15 protein-coding genes are annotated in these 17,873 nt (G+C 33.7%); 4 read left to right on the top strand and 11 right to left on the bottom strand.

The features are described 5' to 3' along the window. Positions 1-13: 13 nt before the first annotated feature. Positions 14-919: a cation diffusion facilitator family transporter gene (locus tag ACVYAD_RS02945; RefSeq protein ID WP_476424476.1), complete on the bottom strand. Its 906-nt coding sequence runs from the start codon at positions 917-919 to the stop codon at positions 14-16. Between the two features lie 610 nt (positions 920-1,529). Here ACVYAD_RS02945 and ACVYAD_RS02940 point away from each other — a divergent pair. Next, positions 1,530-1,997, top strand: coding sequence for a GNAT family N-acetyltransferase (locus tag ACVYAD_RS02940; protein ID WP_476424475.1), 468 nt, complete (start codon positions 1,530-1,532; stop codon positions 1,995-1,997). Positions 1,998-2,154: 157 nt separating this feature from the next. Here ACVYAD_RS02940 and ACVYAD_RS02935 read toward each other — a convergent pair whose 3' ends face one another. The 3 genes from ACVYAD_RS02935 to ACVYAD_RS02925 form a co-directional block, all read right to left on the bottom strand. Then, the gene (locus ACVYAD_RS02935; protein ID WP_476424473.1) at positions 2,155-2,715 is read right to left on the bottom strand and encodes a histidine phosphatase family protein; all 561 of its coding nucleotides are present in this window, start codon (positions 2,713-2,715) and stop codon (positions 2,155-2,157) included. Between the two features lie 226 nt (positions 2,716-2,941). Next, a complete protein-coding gene (locus tag ACVYAD_RS02930) occupies positions 2,942-3,400 on the bottom strand; it encodes a hypothetical protein (protein ID WP_476424471.1) in 459 nt (152 codons plus the stop codon). 259 nt (positions 3,401-3,659) lie between these two features. Next, positions 3,660-5,126: a thiol-activated cytolysin family protein gene (locus ACVYAD_RS02925; RefSeq protein WP_476424592.1), complete on the bottom strand. Its 1,467-nt coding sequence runs from the start codon at positions 5,124-5,126 to the stop codon at positions 3,660-3,662. Positions 5,127-5,503: 377 nt separating this feature from the next. Here ACVYAD_RS02925 and ACVYAD_RS02920 point away from each other — a divergent pair, with 377 nt between their 5' ends. Continuing rightward, complete coding sequence (locus ACVYAD_RS02920) at positions 5,504-6,454, top strand: LysR family transcriptional regulator (RefSeq protein WP_476424469.1); 951 nt, start codon at positions 5,504-5,506, stop codon at positions 6,452-6,454. 88 nt (positions 6,455-6,542) lie between these two features. On the opposite strand, the gene ACVYAD_RS02915 is transcribed toward ACVYAD_RS02920, so the two are convergent. From ACVYAD_RS02915 to ACVYAD_RS02890, 6 genes are all read right to left on the bottom strand, one after another. Next, positions 6,543-8,048, bottom strand: coding sequence for a succinate CoA transferase (locus tag ACVYAD_RS02915; protein ID WP_476424467.1), 1,506 nt, complete (start codon positions 8,046-8,048; stop codon positions 6,543-6,545). A 31-nt stretch (positions 8,049-8,079) separates the two neighbouring features. Then, positions 8,080-8,715 carry an HD domain-containing protein gene (locus ACVYAD_RS02910; RefSeq protein ID WP_476424466.1) on the bottom strand — a complete coding sequence of 212 codons (636 nt, stop codon included), beginning with the start codon at positions 8,713-8,715 and terminating at the stop codon, positions 8,080-8,082. Between the two features lie 265 nt (positions 8,716-8,980). Continuing rightward, positions 8,981-10,504 carry a multicopper oxidase family protein gene (locus ACVYAD_RS02905; protein ID WP_476424465.1) on the bottom strand — a complete coding sequence of 508 codons (1,524 nt, stop codon included), beginning with the start codon at positions 10,502-10,504 and terminating at the stop codon, positions 8,981-8,983. A 184-nt stretch (positions 10,505-10,688) separates the two neighbouring features. Next, positions 10,689-11,360 carry a response regulator transcription factor gene (locus tag ACVYAD_RS02900; protein WP_349657927.1) on the bottom strand — a complete coding sequence of 224 codons (672 nt, stop codon included), beginning with the start codon at positions 11,358-11,360 and terminating at the stop codon, positions 10,689-10,691. Between the two features lie 18 nt (positions 11,361-11,378). Beyond that, positions 11,379-12,740: a HAMP domain-containing sensor histidine kinase gene (locus tag ACVYAD_RS02895; protein ID WP_476424463.1), complete on the bottom strand. Its 1,362-nt coding sequence runs from the start codon at positions 12,738-12,740 to the stop codon at positions 11,379-11,381. A gap of 39 nt (positions 12,741-12,779) precedes the next feature. Further along, positions 12,780-13,496: a cytochrome c biogenesis CcdA family protein gene (locus ACVYAD_RS02890; RefSeq protein ID WP_476424462.1), complete on the bottom strand. Its 717-nt coding sequence runs from the start codon at positions 13,494-13,496 to the stop codon at positions 12,780-12,782. A 509-nt stretch (positions 13,497-14,005) separates the two neighbouring features. Here ACVYAD_RS02890 and ACVYAD_RS02885 point away from each other — a divergent pair. Both ACVYAD_RS02885 and ACVYAD_RS02880 read left to right on the top strand, forming a co-directional pair. Further along, positions 14,006-14,911: a C40 family peptidase gene (locus tag ACVYAD_RS02885; protein WP_476424460.1), complete on the top strand. Its 906-nt coding sequence runs from the start codon at positions 14,006-14,008 to the stop codon at positions 14,909-14,911. A 1,651-nt stretch (positions 14,912-16,562) separates the two neighbouring features. Next, complete coding sequence (locus ACVYAD_RS02880; protein WP_349657922.1) at positions 16,563-16,679, top strand: YjcZ family sporulation protein; 117 nt, start codon at positions 16,563-16,565, stop codon at positions 16,677-16,679. A gap of 427 nt (positions 16,680-17,106) precedes the next feature. On the opposite strand, the gene ACVYAD_RS02875 is transcribed toward ACVYAD_RS02880, so the two are convergent. Continuing rightward, positions 17,107-17,793, bottom strand: coding sequence for a Dph6-related ATP pyrophosphatase (locus ACVYAD_RS02875; protein ID WP_476424457.1), 687 nt, complete (start codon positions 17,791-17,793; stop codon positions 17,107-17,109). Positions 17,794-17,873: the final 80 nt, after the last annotated feature.

The following is a 17,873-nucleotide window of genomic DNA, read 5'->3' as shown; positions in this document are numbered from 1 at the left end:
CAACTCAGTAGTACTACTCTTGATTAGGTTCCATATAGTATGGATTTACATGGATAAGTACTTCCCCGACATCAGGGTATTTTTTTAATATCGCATTTTTTATGTCACGAGCTATATCATGGCCTTGTTTAATTGTTAAATCATGATTAAGCGATAAACGAATGTCTAGAAGTTTATAGTGACCGTGTTCTCTTGCACGAATTTTGTCTATTCGTTGCACTTGATTAAATTCATGAATAGTAACTTCATATTCGTCTAAAAGTTCCTGATCCACACTTTTTTCCATTAACACATCAACAGAAGGTTTAACTAATTCCATTGCGATTCTAAAAATAAAATAAGCTACTAAAGCACTGGCAATAGCGTCAGCGTATAACAAAAATGTCCATCCAATGGCATTTCCTATTATCGCTAAGAGGACACCAATAGAGGCAGCAAGTGAAGCAACAATATCACCTTTATGATCTAATGCAATCGCTATAATCGCCTTACTATTCCATTTTTTTCCTTGTTTTATAGAGTATCTATATAGTATTTCTTTCGCTATGTAAGAAATGATAGCTGCAATCAATGCACTGTATTGTGGTACACTAGGTTTTTCAAAAAATGCTAAAATTGCTTCTACTAAAATATATAGTGCAACTAATATTAAAATAATTCCAACGATTGCTTCACTAATAACCTCCGCCTTACCATGTCCAAAGGGATGATCCTTATCAGGTGGTTTATTAGAAATACCGACCACCGCTAGCACAGCAATCGAAGCAACTACATCTGCACCTGAGTGAATCCCATCTGCAAAAACGGCCTCACTACCTCCAAAAAGACCAAAGAAGAGTTTACCTACCATAAGAATTATGTTGGAAATAAGTGCAATCCATGCAACTTTTTTGCTAATTTGCTCTCTCTCACTAACCATTTATATCTCCTCCGAGTAAGAGTTTTATCCATAAAAAATGTGGGAAGAATTCTTCTCAAATACTCTATATTCTTCTTCCTCCAATTAATACTCAACTATGATATCAGACGAATATCGTGTGGGTCTACAACAATCTTTTTTACCATTACTAAATAAAATTCGAGCGTAAAAATAAGTTGCCTCAGACCAAAATTAATCAAATTAAAGGATTTGCGAAAATAGACATTTCACCGAACTAAATGAGCCTTATAAAGTCGTTCACTTTTTGCACTGGCTCCTGTGCATTCGAAAAGATCATCAATTCCAATTTCGTACTCAATATGCTAATTTATTACATATTGATATGTAACATCATTTAAAATCATTTTAAGTATTAAGAAAAGGTGGATTGATTATGAATTCAATGTTCAAACCACTAATTTTTGCTTTGGTGGTCGGGCTATACGTTTATATAGCGAGCAAAAGTGAAAATAGTGTAATTTTTAATTTTGTCATACTTTATTTTGTACTAACGATGATTTCTTTGGTATTTCGAAAAATCGAACAGAGAAGGAAAGCGGTTCGAAGGCTTTAGATACTTTTATGGAAGAATAAGGAAGCAGGAGTAACAATGAACTACAAAATAAGATTAGCGAATGAAAACGACTTACCGGGTTTATGTGTTATTAGAAATAATAAAGATTTATTTACGAATTATTTAAAGCACTATGTAAAAAGGGAAGTATTTTTAGCAATCGCTGAACAAGACTCACATGTATTTGGTTTTGCGGTTCTTAAATTAAAAGGCCCTTTGTTTCCTAAATTAAGCGACTTATATGTAAAAGAGGATTATCGTGGTAATGGTATAGGTTCAGATTTAATTAGGTATAGAGAAAATATTGCAATGAATCTAGGGTATTCTGAGATATTTGTAAGTGTCGACCCAATAGAAAATCCCCAAATGATACAGTTAATTAGCAAACATGGTTACGAACCTATCTCTAACCCATATTTTAAAAAAGCGATATTTTATAATGATGATGGTACGACCTATAATAAAACGTATACAAGAATTAATTTAAAGAAACTGTTGAACTAGCAGGTGTTTAGTTGAAGGATTGAGAAAGCCACCTTTCCCAAAGGCCATTAAAAAGCAGATTTATTCTACCCGTTTTGTAGAGTAAATCTGCTTTTTTGTTTTAAGCTTTGATGAGTGGAGACATCCCTAAAGTTGGCCTCTTATTTAAGAAATTTTACTATTTTCCTATTAGTTCTTCTTGCCATAATCGATCCATATTTACTTCATTGTTTAAGTTATATAATACAAACACATCTGGATTACTAAGACTCTTCCAGCAATCAAAATCAAAGCTGTTATCATAATTCTTTAGTAGTAGAGACATTACATTTCCATGAGTAACGATTATTGTGTTTTCAGATTCACTTTTAAAAACTTCATCTACAACTGCTACTATTCGATTCATAGCTTCTTTACTTGACTCTCCACCTTGAAATTTCAGCTCCAAATCATTGAATGTGGCTTTAAGTTTTTCAAGCCAATCAGGTAAATCCGTAGTACTAAGTGTACGTTCTGATAAACGTTCATCAATCTCTATGATTATGTTTGTTTCCTCACTAATCGGTTCTACTGACTGAATTGCACGTAAAAAAGGACTGGATATAATTCGATCAATTTCACAATTGGAGAAAAATCTAGATAAATAGTTTGCTTGTATCAATCCTTTTTCCGTAAGTAGTGACTCCGAAGATTGCCCCTGTGCTTCACAGTGCCTTACAATATATATCCGTTTATTCATACAAAGCCCTCCATTTATGTATAACTACTTTACATCTATGATAAATTGTAAGCAGTGATGACAAATGAATATGAATCAATGCCTTGGGGGTGGCATATAGTTCTTCAGTAATTAACCATAATACCACTTCGAGCTCATCGGTTCCCCATTCATATTCACAAAGAAAAACAATACCCACAATTTTTTCACCTGTAGTTGATCCATATCGCACTTTATCAGGTAATAGCTATTCTACTTCTAATACAAAGGCATAGAAAGCGTCGCCATTAGATACATTCGCTTCCTTTTCATCCATCCACCAAACGCCAAAAGAGTAATAATAAACGCCACGTTGTGTAGGTACCGTAAAACGATTGTTTTTGACCGCGACCTCAGTTTCCTTATTACCACTTATTTGCGCAACATGAAATTCATTTGGTTTTGTTTCATAGTCCAATTCAAGCGTTATGGTTTCACCTGATTTAACTTTTATAGGCTTTTGGCCTTCTAAAAGTTCAACTGGTCCAGCAGTATCAACGCATCCATTTTGCCAACAATAAGTACCGAGTGTAGTTTCAAATTTTTTATTTTCAATCTCTATAAACGCTTTAGGAGGCTTTTCTCCCGACAATCCACCAGTATTTGAACACCCGGTTATAAATGTAAGCCCTAAAAGAGCTACTACATATAAAAAACATTTCTTCATGAACGTCCCCCCCTTACCATTCGACGAACACGTTTAAACTAAGTTACAAAACAGTTTCCATTTTATGTCGTAAAAATAGAATTTCTTCCTATAACACTTGGCCCAGTCTTTAGGTGTTCTTTCTATTCGGAGAGATGTTTGTGAAAATAGAAACGGCTGAGTTCTTGAATAACAAGAGTCTCAGCCGTTTGTTTAACCAGGATGCATGATCGTATTTATCCGCTTCGAGCCCTAGCTTAGATTGGATCATGATAGGTATTTAATTAATAGTACCTGTTGGGTGTAATGTAGTTCCTCCAATTGAAACTTTTATTTCTTTAGATAATGGAACATTGTATTCATCAATAATTGTTCTCCACCAATCCCATGCGAGACCTGTACATTCTCTCGCATAAATTCTTATATTTTTTGAATTAGGCGGTAGTGGTATTACAGTTGAGAAATGAGCCGTTTTGTCTTTCCAGTTTCCATTCCAAGTTTTATGGGATAGCACTTCATTGCCATTTTCATCATATGAAAATTCATCCCATGCTACTTCAAATTGAGCAACATATGCACCATAATGATCAAGGGTAATGCTGCCTTTAGAGTATTCTGTAGATGTCGTTTCGACATAATCTGTATTGTTATGAACCGCAGCAATTGAATTGTCTTTTAAGAAAACACTTGTATATGATATTGGGTATGCTGGATTTTTAAGACTAAACTCTGCATTATCTTTAATTATATTTCTAATATCATTAAAGTCTTTTGAGACAACTTGATTATGCTGTTGTGAATCTCCGCCTAATACTACTGCAGTAAAAGAACTTTCTTCAAAAATATCTTTATATTGTCCACTAGTTTCTACATTCGTATTCACATTATTAAGTAAGGCTTTAAATGCAGCTTGTACATCCTTGCTCTTAGAGCTTGTTTCTAATTTCACATAAATTGTTCTGCCATAAGCTACATTTGACACCATAACAGGAGGAGCTTCATTACTTACCCCTTTACGCGTTAACTCTTCAAAAGTCACACTGTCATCAAAAAGGTCTGATGGATTATTAGGTAATTCTGCACTTACGGTATAAAATATTTGTTTATATGCCGCAACCATCACTTTTTTCTCTCCATTAGCAATTGCATTAAAGTCAATTCCTAATGAATTATCAAGAACTTTGGCGTTCACATTTAGCGTACTTGCTATTTGAGATTTGCTATAAACCATAGACTCTGAATATTGTAGTCTTGCAGGTAAAGTATGGGTTGTTGAATATTTTTCACTCCAAGTAGATACTAGCTCATCTACTGCACCAGAAACATTACCATATGTAGGATTATCCACAGTCGCAGTATTTTCTCTTTTCATACCAGGTAAATCTATGCTTATATTTAGCGGTTTTCTTTTCGCCACTAATAAACTAGGTTGATTGTCTACAAAAGCTTGATTTGCAAGTTGTAATGCTCCTGGATAAGTACGATTCGCCATAGAATCGATAATTGAAATATCCACTGGTGAGGTTGTAAGTGATTTTTTGTTACGTTCTACCACTATAAATTTATCATTTGAGTTAATACCTTCTCTTGGAACAAAACTATCAATCTTATCTCCTTTCATAGCTAAAACCTCGTTATTATTGTAGTTCAAGTTAGCTATACCCGAATCAATGTCATTCGATTTGCTTTTCTCACTAGAATGAGTATCAAGTGTTTCAGCAAAGGAAATAACCGGATAATTTATCATGCATAAAATAACTGATAAGCCTACTAGAAATTTTATTACGTTAAAACGATTTCTATTTCCCAAAATTACCACTCCTTTTTAAGGAAATTATACCATAAAATTATTTCAGTCGAGTATAGTAGTTTAGTAACGTGATTGCGTGTTAATAACTAATGAATAGTGAATATGGCATAATTTAAGTTGTCGGCTTTAATGTTAATTATATATTCAACTAATTATCACTCTACAAGCTTAAAGAAATCTACATTCGTGCTTGTAGTTGTCAAAGCTCCTCTGCGCATTACTAAATTTGATATTAATTCTCTGATGAAATATACGGGTCTCTATAAGAATAATGTTATAATATAAGAAATAATTTTATTAAAGAAGGTACGTTTATGGAGATACGACAGCTTGAATACTTTTTAGTACTGTGTAGTGAGCTTCATTTTACAAAGGCTGCCGAAAAATTGAATATTTCTCAACCGACGCTTAGCCATCAAATTAAAGTATTAGAAAATGAACTGGGCATTCCGCTATTCGATCGTCTAGGGAAAAAAATAGCAATTACAGAAGCAGGCAAAATATTGCATGAACAATGTACCCATATATTTCGAGCGATAGATAATACAAGCAATCAGATAATTGAACTGAAAGAATTAAAAGCCGGGAAATTAGTGATAGGTACTCTACCTGGTGAATTAACCAACTTAGTATCGGACTATTTGTTAGACTATCATCTTGAATATCCAGATTTACAAATCTGCATAAATAGCACAGATGATTTATTAAAACAGTTCAAAGACAATAAAATAGATTTTGCGATTTCCTATAAACAAGAGTATTTCGATTATGAGGATGAGCAGCTTCAAATAATTCCATTGTTTACTGAAGAATTACTATTCGTTGCACATATCGAGCATCCACTTTTAGCATCTGAGAAAATAGCATTGCAAGATGTTTTAGAGCTTCCGCTTATATTATTTCCAACTATCCATCAATGTAGGAAAGTAATTGATAGTGCAGCGCGCATAGAAAAGCTTCATGTGAAACCTAAAATAGAGACAGCTAGTGTTCAAGCCATTTTTAAACTAGTTGAACAAAATGTCGGGGCGACAATTATTTCGAAAACACTGTGTAACCTATATAAAACAAATACTATTTGTGAGCGACCGATCTATAATCCACCATTAACGCGAGAAATTGTACTTCTATATAGAAAAGATAAATTCATTAATTTTGCGGCGAAAGCTTTTATTCGTTTAATGGTTGAGGGACTTGAAAAAGCTGGTTTTTCAATTTCAGAAAAAAGTCAACTATTGATTCAATCTTTGATAAAATCTCAATAATAAATCCACTAATCACAGTAATACTATGGCTGTGATTAGTGGATTCTATTTTTCTACTGACTAAACACTATGCCTAGCCAACATTGCCTTATTTTTTCATTGTCTTAGCTTTCTCTAGATGAACATGCCAAGACAGCGCCTCTTCTAATAAATGAGGTGTATGATGATTACCAGTCTTCTCTACAGCAGCATTATAATATGCCCACAATTGAGGACGATAATCAGGATGTGCACAATTATTAATTAACAAAGGCACGCGTTCTTTTGGTGCTAAACCACGTAAATCGGCTACCCCAAATTCTGTAACAATGACGTCTACATCATGCTCTGTATGGTCCACGTGAGATACCATAGGGACGATACTTGAGATGTTACCCCCCTTCGCATAGGATTTTGTAACGAATATTCCTAAACGCGCATTACGAGCGAAATCACCAGATCCTCCAATGCCATTCATCATTTTTGAACCAGAAACATGTGTTGAGTTTACATTTCCGTAAATATCTACTTCAAGTGCTGTATTGACGGAAATTAACCCTAAACGGCGAATAATTTCTGGATGGTTGGATATTTCTTGAGGTCGTAAAATTAAACAATCTCTATAGTTTTCTAGCTGACTATAAACTTGCTTACCACGTTCCTGTGATAGTGTAATGGACGTGCCTGAAGCGGATTTCACTTTTCCCGCATCAATTAATTCAAATACGGCGTCCTGTAACACCTCTGAATATATTTCTAAATCCTCAAACTCTGATTCTAAAAAACCATTTAATACTGCATTTGCTACTGATCCTACGCCTGATTGGATCGGTGCTAATGTTTTTGTTAAACGACCAGCTTTAACTTCATCATGTAAAAAATTGAGTAAATGCTCTGCCATTTTAGCGGTTTCCTCGTCTGGCTGTACAATTGTTGATGGAGCATCTGTTTTTTCAGAGAGTACTATGCCACGTACCTTACTAATATCTAATGGGATACCAACTGTTCCAATTCGCTCACCTGCACTATTTAAAGGAATAGGACTTCTCTTCCCTTGTACATCAGGTATATAAATATCATGGATTCCCTCTAGAGAGTCAGGGTGCGAAACATTTAGTTCAATAATGATTTCATTTGCCATTTGCATAATAATTGGAGAGTTTCCTACAGAGGTTGTAGGTATCAGCAAGCCATCTTCCGTAATTGCAGTAGCTTCAATGATGGCAAAGTCAATTGGTCCTACAATTCCTTGACGAATTAACTCTGCATTATGCGAAACATGCGCATCTGTATACAGCACTTCTCCACTATTTATCAAACGACGAATAGCTGGATCACCTTGATAAGGTGCTCGCTTACGAATAACGCCAGCTTCAGCCATCTGTTGATCTACCTCTGGACCAAGTGAAGCTCCTGTATAAACATCAACTTGGAATTTTTCCACTTTTGCTTTTTCTACAAGCGCTAGTGGTACTATTTTTGCATCTCCAGCCCTTGTAAAGCCACTCATCCCCAATAACATTCCATCTTTTATCCAAGAGGCCGCTTCTTGAGCTGATACAACTTTATCTTGTAATGCAACATGACGAATTTTCTTATGTGCTAGTTTTAACATATATATGAATCCCCTTATCTACTATCAATTTTTATTCTAACCATGGTGAGTGCAAGACACAGTCACAAAAGTTCTTAGGTTTATAATTTGGAATGAACAATGCACAAACATCAGATTTAATATTGCCAAATGTTGTTTCGGGTTTATGTTTGAATCCTTCAAAAAATGCTGGCAAAATTTTTTGTTTAAATTGGTTACGTGGGAAAGCATGTATAATTTCATTTCGTTCTTCATTCGTTAAATCATGATAACCGTCTCCCATTACATCAAGACCTACTCCAGCATACAGCAATGCGACTTCATTTTCTTTATGCTCAGCTACACCGATTGTAGTATGTAGTGCGATGGCATCCCAAACGAGTTGTATTGAAGCATCATCAATATGATGGTGTGCTAGAAATTGACGTGCAGCATTTGCACCATCCACCTCAAATCGTTTATCTAGGCTGCTGAATTGTTTTGTTAAACCCAAATCATGAAACAAAGCACTTACATATAGTAGCTCTTCATCATATTTCCGCTGAGCTTTTTTACCTTGTAGAGCCCCAAACAAATAAACACGATTTGAGTGATTCCAAAGTAATTCTGAACCATGTTCTTTTAAAATATCTTGAGCTTCCAATGCCAAACGGCTGTCAGGTATTTTAATACCAGCAATATTTGTCATCCGTATTACCTCCTCATTAAAAATAACTATTGCTTATAAAAAAATTATAAGAATCAAATTACTATTTATCAATTCTATAATTTCTATAATAACCATAGATATTTTCTATGATTGCTTCCGTAGATTATTTCTATAATTGAAAAGTCCTCTACAGGTTATTTTGTAGAGGACTTCTAACTGTAAATCACAATATAATTAGGGTTCAAACAGAACTATTGAAATGGACAGATTTTGTCGTAAAGTAAATATTTTATATTATTGATCACTATTCCACTTTAACTTGCCCCATCATACCATTTTCTTCATGCTCAAGAATATGACAGTGGAACATGTAAATGCCTTTGTTGTTAAATTTCACAGCTAATCTTACTGTTTCTCCAGCATCTATTGCGACAGTATCTTTCCAACCATATTCGTTTGTCGGAGGTTCTTTACCATCGATGGGGAGAATTTTAAACTGAGTACCATGTATATGGAATGGATGTGTCATACCACCCATCATATCTGGTTTATTATAAATTTCCCATATTTCAGTCTCTCCTTGTTTTTGCGTAAAATCGATTCGATTCATATCAAATTGTTTATTATTAATAGTGACCATCTTTCCCATTCCGAAAAGTTCCAGCTTTTTAGAAACTGGCAATTTTCTTTCTTCATCGGTTACTACATAATTATTTAAGTTTTTGAGAGAATCACTAGATGTTTCTGATTTTTTATCGACGATATTAAATGATAGTAATTTAGTGTCTTCTTCATTCATTAAAGCTATATCCGTTGACACATTGTATGTTGAAAAATCAATTATAATTTCTGCACGTTCGCCTGGCGTTAATGATAGTTCATTCATCGAAATTGGTTTATTTAAAAAGCCACCATCAGTAGCTATTTGTTGAAATGAATCTCCTGTATTTAATTTAAATGTATAGTTACGGGCATTTGAACCGTTTAATAAACGTAAACGGACCTTTTCTTTGCCAACTGTTAGCTTAGGATTAACTGTGCCATTTATTAACAAAGTATCACCTATAGTACCATCCTCATTCATTGCAGCTTTAAAATTTAATTGTTTATTATCGTCAAATTTTCTATCTTGGAATACTAAAGGGAAATCATTCACACCATATTCACTTGGTAAGCCTAGTTTTTTAGAATGTTCATCTTCTACGTATATTAATCCTGCTAAACCTTTATATACTTGTTCCGCAGTCGCTCCTACAGGATGAGGATGGAACCATAATGTCGATGCTCCTTGTTTTACAGTAAACTTCACATTTTTCGTATCTCCAGGCTGTAATAGATGATGTGGACCTCCGTCTCCTTCTCCTGGTATATCTACACCATGCCAATGAAATGTCGTTGGCTCTGATAGTTGATTGTTTGTTTTAAACGTTACTTTTTGACCTTCATTTATTTTAATGACAGGACCTAAATACGAGCCATTATAGCCATATGTTTCGGTGTTAATACCTTTGAAAATTTCACTTGTTCCTTGTTGTGCTGTAATAGTAAAAATGCCATCTTTTGCTTCTAGTAAAGGTGGGAGAGCCAGTTCATTTTCTCCAGTCGAATGATTTAATGCTAATGGATTCGTATGGCTCTCATGTCCATTCATTGCTTCCATATCTTTTCCCGACATATTGGAATGATCCATCCCCTCCATATTCGACATTTCTTCTTTTGTCATCTTGGAATGGTCCATCGTTTCATCAGATTTTGAACTACTAGCACTACATCCCCCAATGATCACACTACTCACTAGTAGAGAAGTAATCAAAAATTTAAGCTTCATGATGTTTCCTCCTTGCATTTTAATACAAATTAACTGTAGCAAATAAATATGAAGAAATTATGGAGTTACAAGATCATACTTAAAAAAACATCATGATAACTATTTGGACAATAAAAAAAGATATCCATGTCAAAATTGACTTTGGACATCTAATTCATATCACTTTATAATACTTTGCGCTTCATTAGCCCCATTTATATCCGATTCCCCAAACGGTATTAATAAAATTATCACTTGGAAAACCAGCATTCACTAATTTTTCTCTTAAATTTCGAATATGAGAGTCTATTGTTCGTGTATCGATATCTGTATCATATTCCCATGCAGAACGTAATAATTCTTCTCTAGTATACGTTTTAGATGGTCGGGAAATTAAAGTGTTTATAATGTTAAATTCTTTTAACGTCAGCTGAACAGTTAAATCATGATAGTGTAAGGAGTACGTTTCTTTATCCAACGTAAAATCTTTGTAACTAATAATTTTATTCTCATCACGATAAGTTCGACGTAGTATCGCATTTACTCTTGCAAGCAACTCTCGTTCGTCAAAAGGCTTCGAAATATAATCATCCGCTCCTTTATTTAGCCCCTTTGCTAAATCTACTTTATCAGATCGTGCCGTTAGCATAATAATTGGAACATTCGAGAATTCGCGGATTGCTTCACAAACGTCCCATCCATCCATTTCGGGCATCATAACATCTAAGATGATAAGAGCTATGTCTTCTTTCTTTACGAGCTCAATTGCGTTTATGCCACTTGTTTCCTTTATGCAATTAAAACCATATGGCAATAGAAATAATTCTACTAAATCCAACATTCTTAGTTCATCATCAACTAATAAAATTGTTTTCATGTATATTCCTATCTCCTTCTATATTGTGATTGTAAATGTACTGCCTTCGCCTAAAATGCTTTTCACTTTAATTGTACCGCCATGGGCCTCAACTAGTTCTTTAACTACAGCAAGTCCTATTCCTGAACCCCCAAAAGTTCGCGAACGTGATTTTTCCACTCTGTATAATTTTTCGAAAATCAATTCCAGATCGTCTGAAGGAATACCGATCCCTTCATCAATTACGTTTATTACGGTTCTTTCTTCTTGTTTCATTGCTTCTACTGTAACTTTTGTGTTTTTATTTGAATACTTCAATGCATTATCTAATAAATTTAGCATAATTTGCTCCAGGCGTATGGAATCTGCGTATATTTCAAAGTCCTCTTCGCAAACAAGAATTAACTTTATGTTATTCATGTCAAAAGAAGGTGCAACTCGCTTACAAATATTATCTAGAAATAGACGTGCAGAAAAATATTCCTTTGACACACTAAACGTGTTTTGATCCATTTTTGCTAATTCTAATAAGTTTTTTACAAGTTCTTTCATTCGATTTGACTCTTCAGTAATAATTTCAAGATAGTGATTTCGATCATTTTCGGTCAAATTTTCTCTCATGGCTACTTTTGAATACCCAATTAAATAGGTTAAGGGTGTGCTTAATTCATGCGCTATTGATGCCAGAAATTCATTTCTTTCTTTTTGTAACCTTTCTAAATCATCGGCTAACTTCTGAATCGATCTTGCTAACTCACCAAGTTCGTCTTTTCCTACATTGGCAAGACTTACATTAAAGTCGCCATGACTTAATTTTTCAGTAGCCGCTTTCATACGCAATAAAGGTCTCGTTAAGACTTTCGATAATAATGCGTATATAGCAAGAAGTACAACAATGCTAGTAATACCAGATATGAAAAAGTGTTTATTCAAATTATGAACCATTTCTTTGATAGCACTTGTACTTTGAAACATGACCACATAACCAGATTGATCTTTATTTATTTTATAAGGGTGCACGCTGACTATATATGGAGAGTTTCGCCAGTCTGCTACTAGTATTTGATCCTTTGTTTTACTTAGATTTTTTACTAAAGGCAGGTATTCTTCTACTATTGTGTTATTTAAAGTGGAACGACCTATAATACGCCCATTTTTATCTGTGATCATGACTTCTCGATCTTTATTCTTTTCCATTAACACGATATGCTTTATAGTCATTTCTGAATAATTCTCGAGTAATACATCTCTATGATTTTCTCCATTTGCTAATAAACTGGCTAGTTCTTCTTCAACTTTCGACTTAATAATATTTCGATGTAGGTAAAACATAAGAAATAATTCCATGATTAGCACAACTACAAAAAAACTAGCTGCTAATTTAGTAGAGATTTTATTCACCTTATTGCATACTCCTCCTTCCCCCGCGTTTTATATCGACTAAAATCCTGTAAATCCTCCTAAAAACGGTGTTAAAAATGCTATCACTTTTGTCATCATATCAAAATATAACATGATTCCCATAATCACCATTAACACACCACCTATTTTCATAAAGAGAGCACTTCGTTTTTGAAACATTTTCATTTTCCCAATAAATAGTGACATAACTAAAAACGGAATAGAGAAACCAAGTACATAAAATAGCATATATAAAATTCCTCTACTAGGATCAGATATGCCTAATGCAATAACTCCAGCAAGAATTGGACCAGTACACGGAGTCCATCCAGCAGCAAAGCCAACACCGATTAGAATAGAACCAAAATATCCTTTAGGTCTTTTCGTAAACTGTAATCTCTTATCTGAAAGTAAAAAATCGAACTTAAAAACGCCTAAAATGATCAAACCGAATATCACGATAATAATAGCACCAATTTGTCTCAGTAAATCTTTATGCATAATAAATAGAGAACCGATAAATGATGTAGATAAACCTAAAGCCAAAAATATAATAGAGAAACCAAATAAAAATAAAAGTGTATGTATCAAAGCTTTACGATGAAATACTCCTTTGTCATCCTTTAGTTCATTAAAGGACATCCCCGTAACATACGAAAGAAATGCTGGGTAAAGTGGTAATGAACAAGGGGAAATAAACGACAATAACCCCGCTGCAAAGGAAAGAAATAAATTCAATTCTCCTGCCAAAGCCATTCACCAATCCTTCCTTATCTAATTAAACACTTCAATTATTTAGTATAAATAAAAAATATGAAAAATGTATGGAGAATGTCCAGTTGTCTTTATGAAAATACAATGGGGATGAAAGGTGCTATTTCGCCCTTTGTGAACTAGCTTGTAAAGAAAGTCTTCGTTTATAAGTATAAAAATCTAGCTAATAAACGAGGCGTTAAACTGAAGAGGACCAACAATGCCATAAAGCACTAATTAGGATTAGATGTGGAAAAACAATGAATCACTTAAAGATTTTATGTTGGATGAAAGCACTAAATTAACCCTTTAAATCCTCTATAACCATTTATTTAAATTTTTTTTAGTAAAATTGCCCATGATTATTGCAGAAGTTTTACACAGTTAAAATTAAGGTTTCAATTTTGCTGTTTAACGGTAATCGGTAATATGATTGAAAAATAACTCATGGCTGTTTCATGCTATTCTTACTTTATTAAAAACTGAAAGCTTTTTGAAAGGAGTAAGTTTACATGAAGAAAAAATGGTTACTTCCCATTTTTGCATCGTTTATGTTTTTCACAGGCATGGGTGTTCATGATGCGAAAGCAGCAACAGTAGCAGATATCACTAATACAGCAAAATCATATATAGGTGTACCTTATCAATATGGAGGAACGGATATTAAGACAGGTATAGATTGCTCAGCATATACACAAATCGTTTTTTCTAAATTGGGCATTTCACTACAACGTACATCGAGTTCTCAATATCAGCAAGGTACTTCGATTGCGAAAGCTCAGTTGAAGTCTGGAGATCTTGTATTTTTCAATACTTCGGGAAGCGGCGTTTCTCATGTTGGCATATACATAGGTGACAACAATTTTATTTCAGCTACTACAAGTTCTGGAGTAAAAATTGACAAACTTAATGATCCTTATTACTGGGGATCTCGTTACGTAGGGGCAAAACGCGTAGCAAACTTCTCTGAAGGAGAAGTAAAAGATGCAGAAATCGACTTTAGCGTTTATGCATCGCGTGGAGAGGTAGCTCTTAAACTAGCTAAGCAGTTAAAGTTAGATACTAGTAACACGAATTCAAGTTTTCCAGATATAACACCATCGTCTAAATATGCGGGTGCTGCAGAAGCACTTAAAAAAATCGGCGTTTTTACGGGTGATGAAAATGGAAAATTCAATCCAGGTTCTCCGATGACACGTGGTCAATTATCGAAAGTTTTAGTGGAAGCATTCCATTTAAAACAACAAGGATCAGCAGTACAATTCGTGGATGTTCCAAGTGCGCATTGGGCTTACAATTATGTATCTATTCTCGCTTCCAATAAAATTACGGTTGGTAAAGGTGACAATACTTTCGGGGTTAACGATAATGTCACATTAGTACAATTAGACGCCTTTATTCAACGAGTAGCTCAATAACTTCAAGAAAAGGTGTTTCATCTATGGATGAGATGCCTTTTTTCGTTCTTTTAGTTTTAGGCAATACCATTTCATATGCCTCCCTCCTCTAAAAAACTCAATACAATTTGTACTGACTTAAAAACTATTCTGTTTAGTACCGGTTTATAATATGTATATTCAATCACCGTTTCCTATTGATGAAAATAACAAATACTTCGCTAAAAGGCTCGTTTGATTTTTCTTCTATTAATTCTCGTGTATCCCATTGAATTCGTTTCGTCTATATTTGACCATCGATAGTATGCTCAAAATCTGGCCAATCGTCAATATAGTAAAGACCCATTTCCCAAAACAAAACAACAACTTAAATTCTAAAAAAGAGTGAAAAAATGAAAAAACCTTACTTCTAATTTATTACTCATATTTGGCACGTTTTTTTACTGGGTGCTTTCGCCTATCGTTTATTGATTACCTCTGATATACCCGTTTTATATGCAGTGGATGAAGCCATCACCCTACAGGTACTTCTATTTTTTTCTACACTGTTAACTATTTGTGGCTCAATTATCAATTCTCAAAATGCCATTCGATACACTGTAATGGCTGCATTGACTCTATTTATGCTGTTGAACATATATCTTCTCGAGATTGATGCAGAATATTTCAATGCTTCATATGCTCAAATAGCAATAGCCTTTGTATTGCACCCATTATTGATTATTTTGGTGAATATTTTTGTACAATTTAAAAAGAACAACTGATTAAGGCTATCCTTGATTCCTTGATCCTAGATAAAATCTAGAAATATTAAAAAGTATAATCTTCGTCATTTTCGTACCATTCATGATCATAAGGATTATTCGGATCATTAGAACAAGGCAGTAACGACAACGGATAAACCCTTGTTACTACTGCCTTTCATTTGAACAACTTTTTATTGTGTATACAAGATTTTATACATGGTTGGTTTTCATGAATTAAACTTGCATTAAACTAAAAACAAATCATCCTCTGCCAAACGTATCCCTTCAGATTTTGCCATTTATATCCTCGATGTTTATTTTTTGTCTTTCTAATTCAACTCTTTCCAATTCCACTTCTAGTTCCTTATGCTTAATCAAATACTCTTTTTTTATTTGATACACTTTAATAAAGCTTAAAATCACAATAATAAAAGCAAATATCAACATTAAAAATTGCATATTCGAGAAATACAAATAATACACCTCACATTCAATTTATATATATTATGCATTAATGTGTAGGTTATTTAAAATGATGGAAATACAACTTTTTTATTATCTGTATGTATATTATTTTACAAAAATACAAAAAGAGAATTGTTGCAATTAAAAAGTTTACTGTTTTATTTGCGCTTTAATACTTACTTTGATATCTACAGTTTCACCAAATTTTGCTCATGCCAATGTACTAGCGAGTGAAGAAAGTGTTTAACCGAATCAGTATGATATAACTTTAATACAAAAAAATTAGAATTTGATTAAGGGGATGCTAAAGAAATATACATTTTCACGGATGAAGAATTGAATCATCTTTTTATAAATGTCAGGATATTTAATTTTATTATTTTTATGTTTTAATAGATAAATATCGCTAATCATTTTAACAACAATTCATATTATAGAGTATTGAAAGGAGGGAAATTACTATGTCTGAATATTGCGGTAATGGTTCTGGTTCTGGCTATGGTTCATCATTTGCGCTAATCGTAGTTCTATTCATTTTATTGATTATTGTTGGTACTAGCTTCATAGGTTATTACTAATACCGAAAACCACCTTTCATGCTCATAATGTTTAGGATTATACAAACTAATCCGATATACCTCCCATTCATTAAGGGTTACTTTCCACCAGTGACCCTTTTAATAGTTTAGTTAATCTAAGTGTATCAGTACTTAAATAATCAGCTATTTGAACATATGATCAGTAGCTATATAAATCAAATCAATCCCAATACTTAGAATAGGACTGAATTAAATCGATCATACTCTCCATTGTTATAAATATAAATTAAGATAATTTTAAAAAATAGTTTTTTAACTAATCTGTTGTGTAAATTAATATGGATTAACAACATGAAAGAGCCTTTCTACAATAACATGTAGTAAGGCTCTTATTTTAGATTTCTCTGCAGTCCATAATCCAACTTTATAAGTCTTTTAATACTTTAAAATAATTTTTTCTTACATTTTAATCAAGTTCCAAAGGCAAAAAAGCATATTCTCCGCTTCTAATAACATCACATTTACGAACTGGAATAGGATGTTTGAAAATTGGTCCGTCTAATACTGTAGTATGGAATTCTCCACCTTCTCCGCAAGGGTCAATACCGCGTGCTTCAAGCTCCTTCACGTATTCAGGGGTTAATGTTCGTCCTAAATCATCCTCTCGCATCCCTAATGATAAATTTACAGTGACTATGATTGTAACAAATCCTAGGTTTATAAATTCATCGACAGCTTCACGATGATCCATTTCCCATAAAGGCATGCCTAGTTTTAATCCAGCATTCTTCGTAACCTTGTCATGCCAGCAACCATGTTCAGGCATATCTAAGTCACCTGTGACTAAAACTTCTGCACCTTCATTTTTAGCTTTTTCTAAAAGGCTCATAAATACTTTTTCATAATCTGTCCAGCTTGCTGCTGCAGTATAAACCGGTAAACCTATAGAATTAGCTTGAGCACGTATGAGTTCCGGAGGCATGCCATGAGATCTGGAACGATTTCCTTCTTCTTCCATCATGACGATTAGTCCAACCGCTTCTCCAACCTGCATTGCTTTATATAAAGCTAAGACACTATCCTTTCCTCCGCTAAATGAAGCAATAAAACGATGCCATTGAGCATTATTTTTCCAGTCCATCAATTCTGTCATTCCTATCTTTCCCCTTTTATTCGACTAACTTTTTTACAAGCACTTTCTCAGGATAACATAAAAACTCATTTGCATTTATT

It is taken from the genome of Lysinibacillus sp. G1-3 (genome assembly GCF_056322905.1).
The sequence above is the reverse complement of the archived record's forward strand: the minus strand, read 5'-3'. Positions and strand labels throughout refer to the sequence as shown.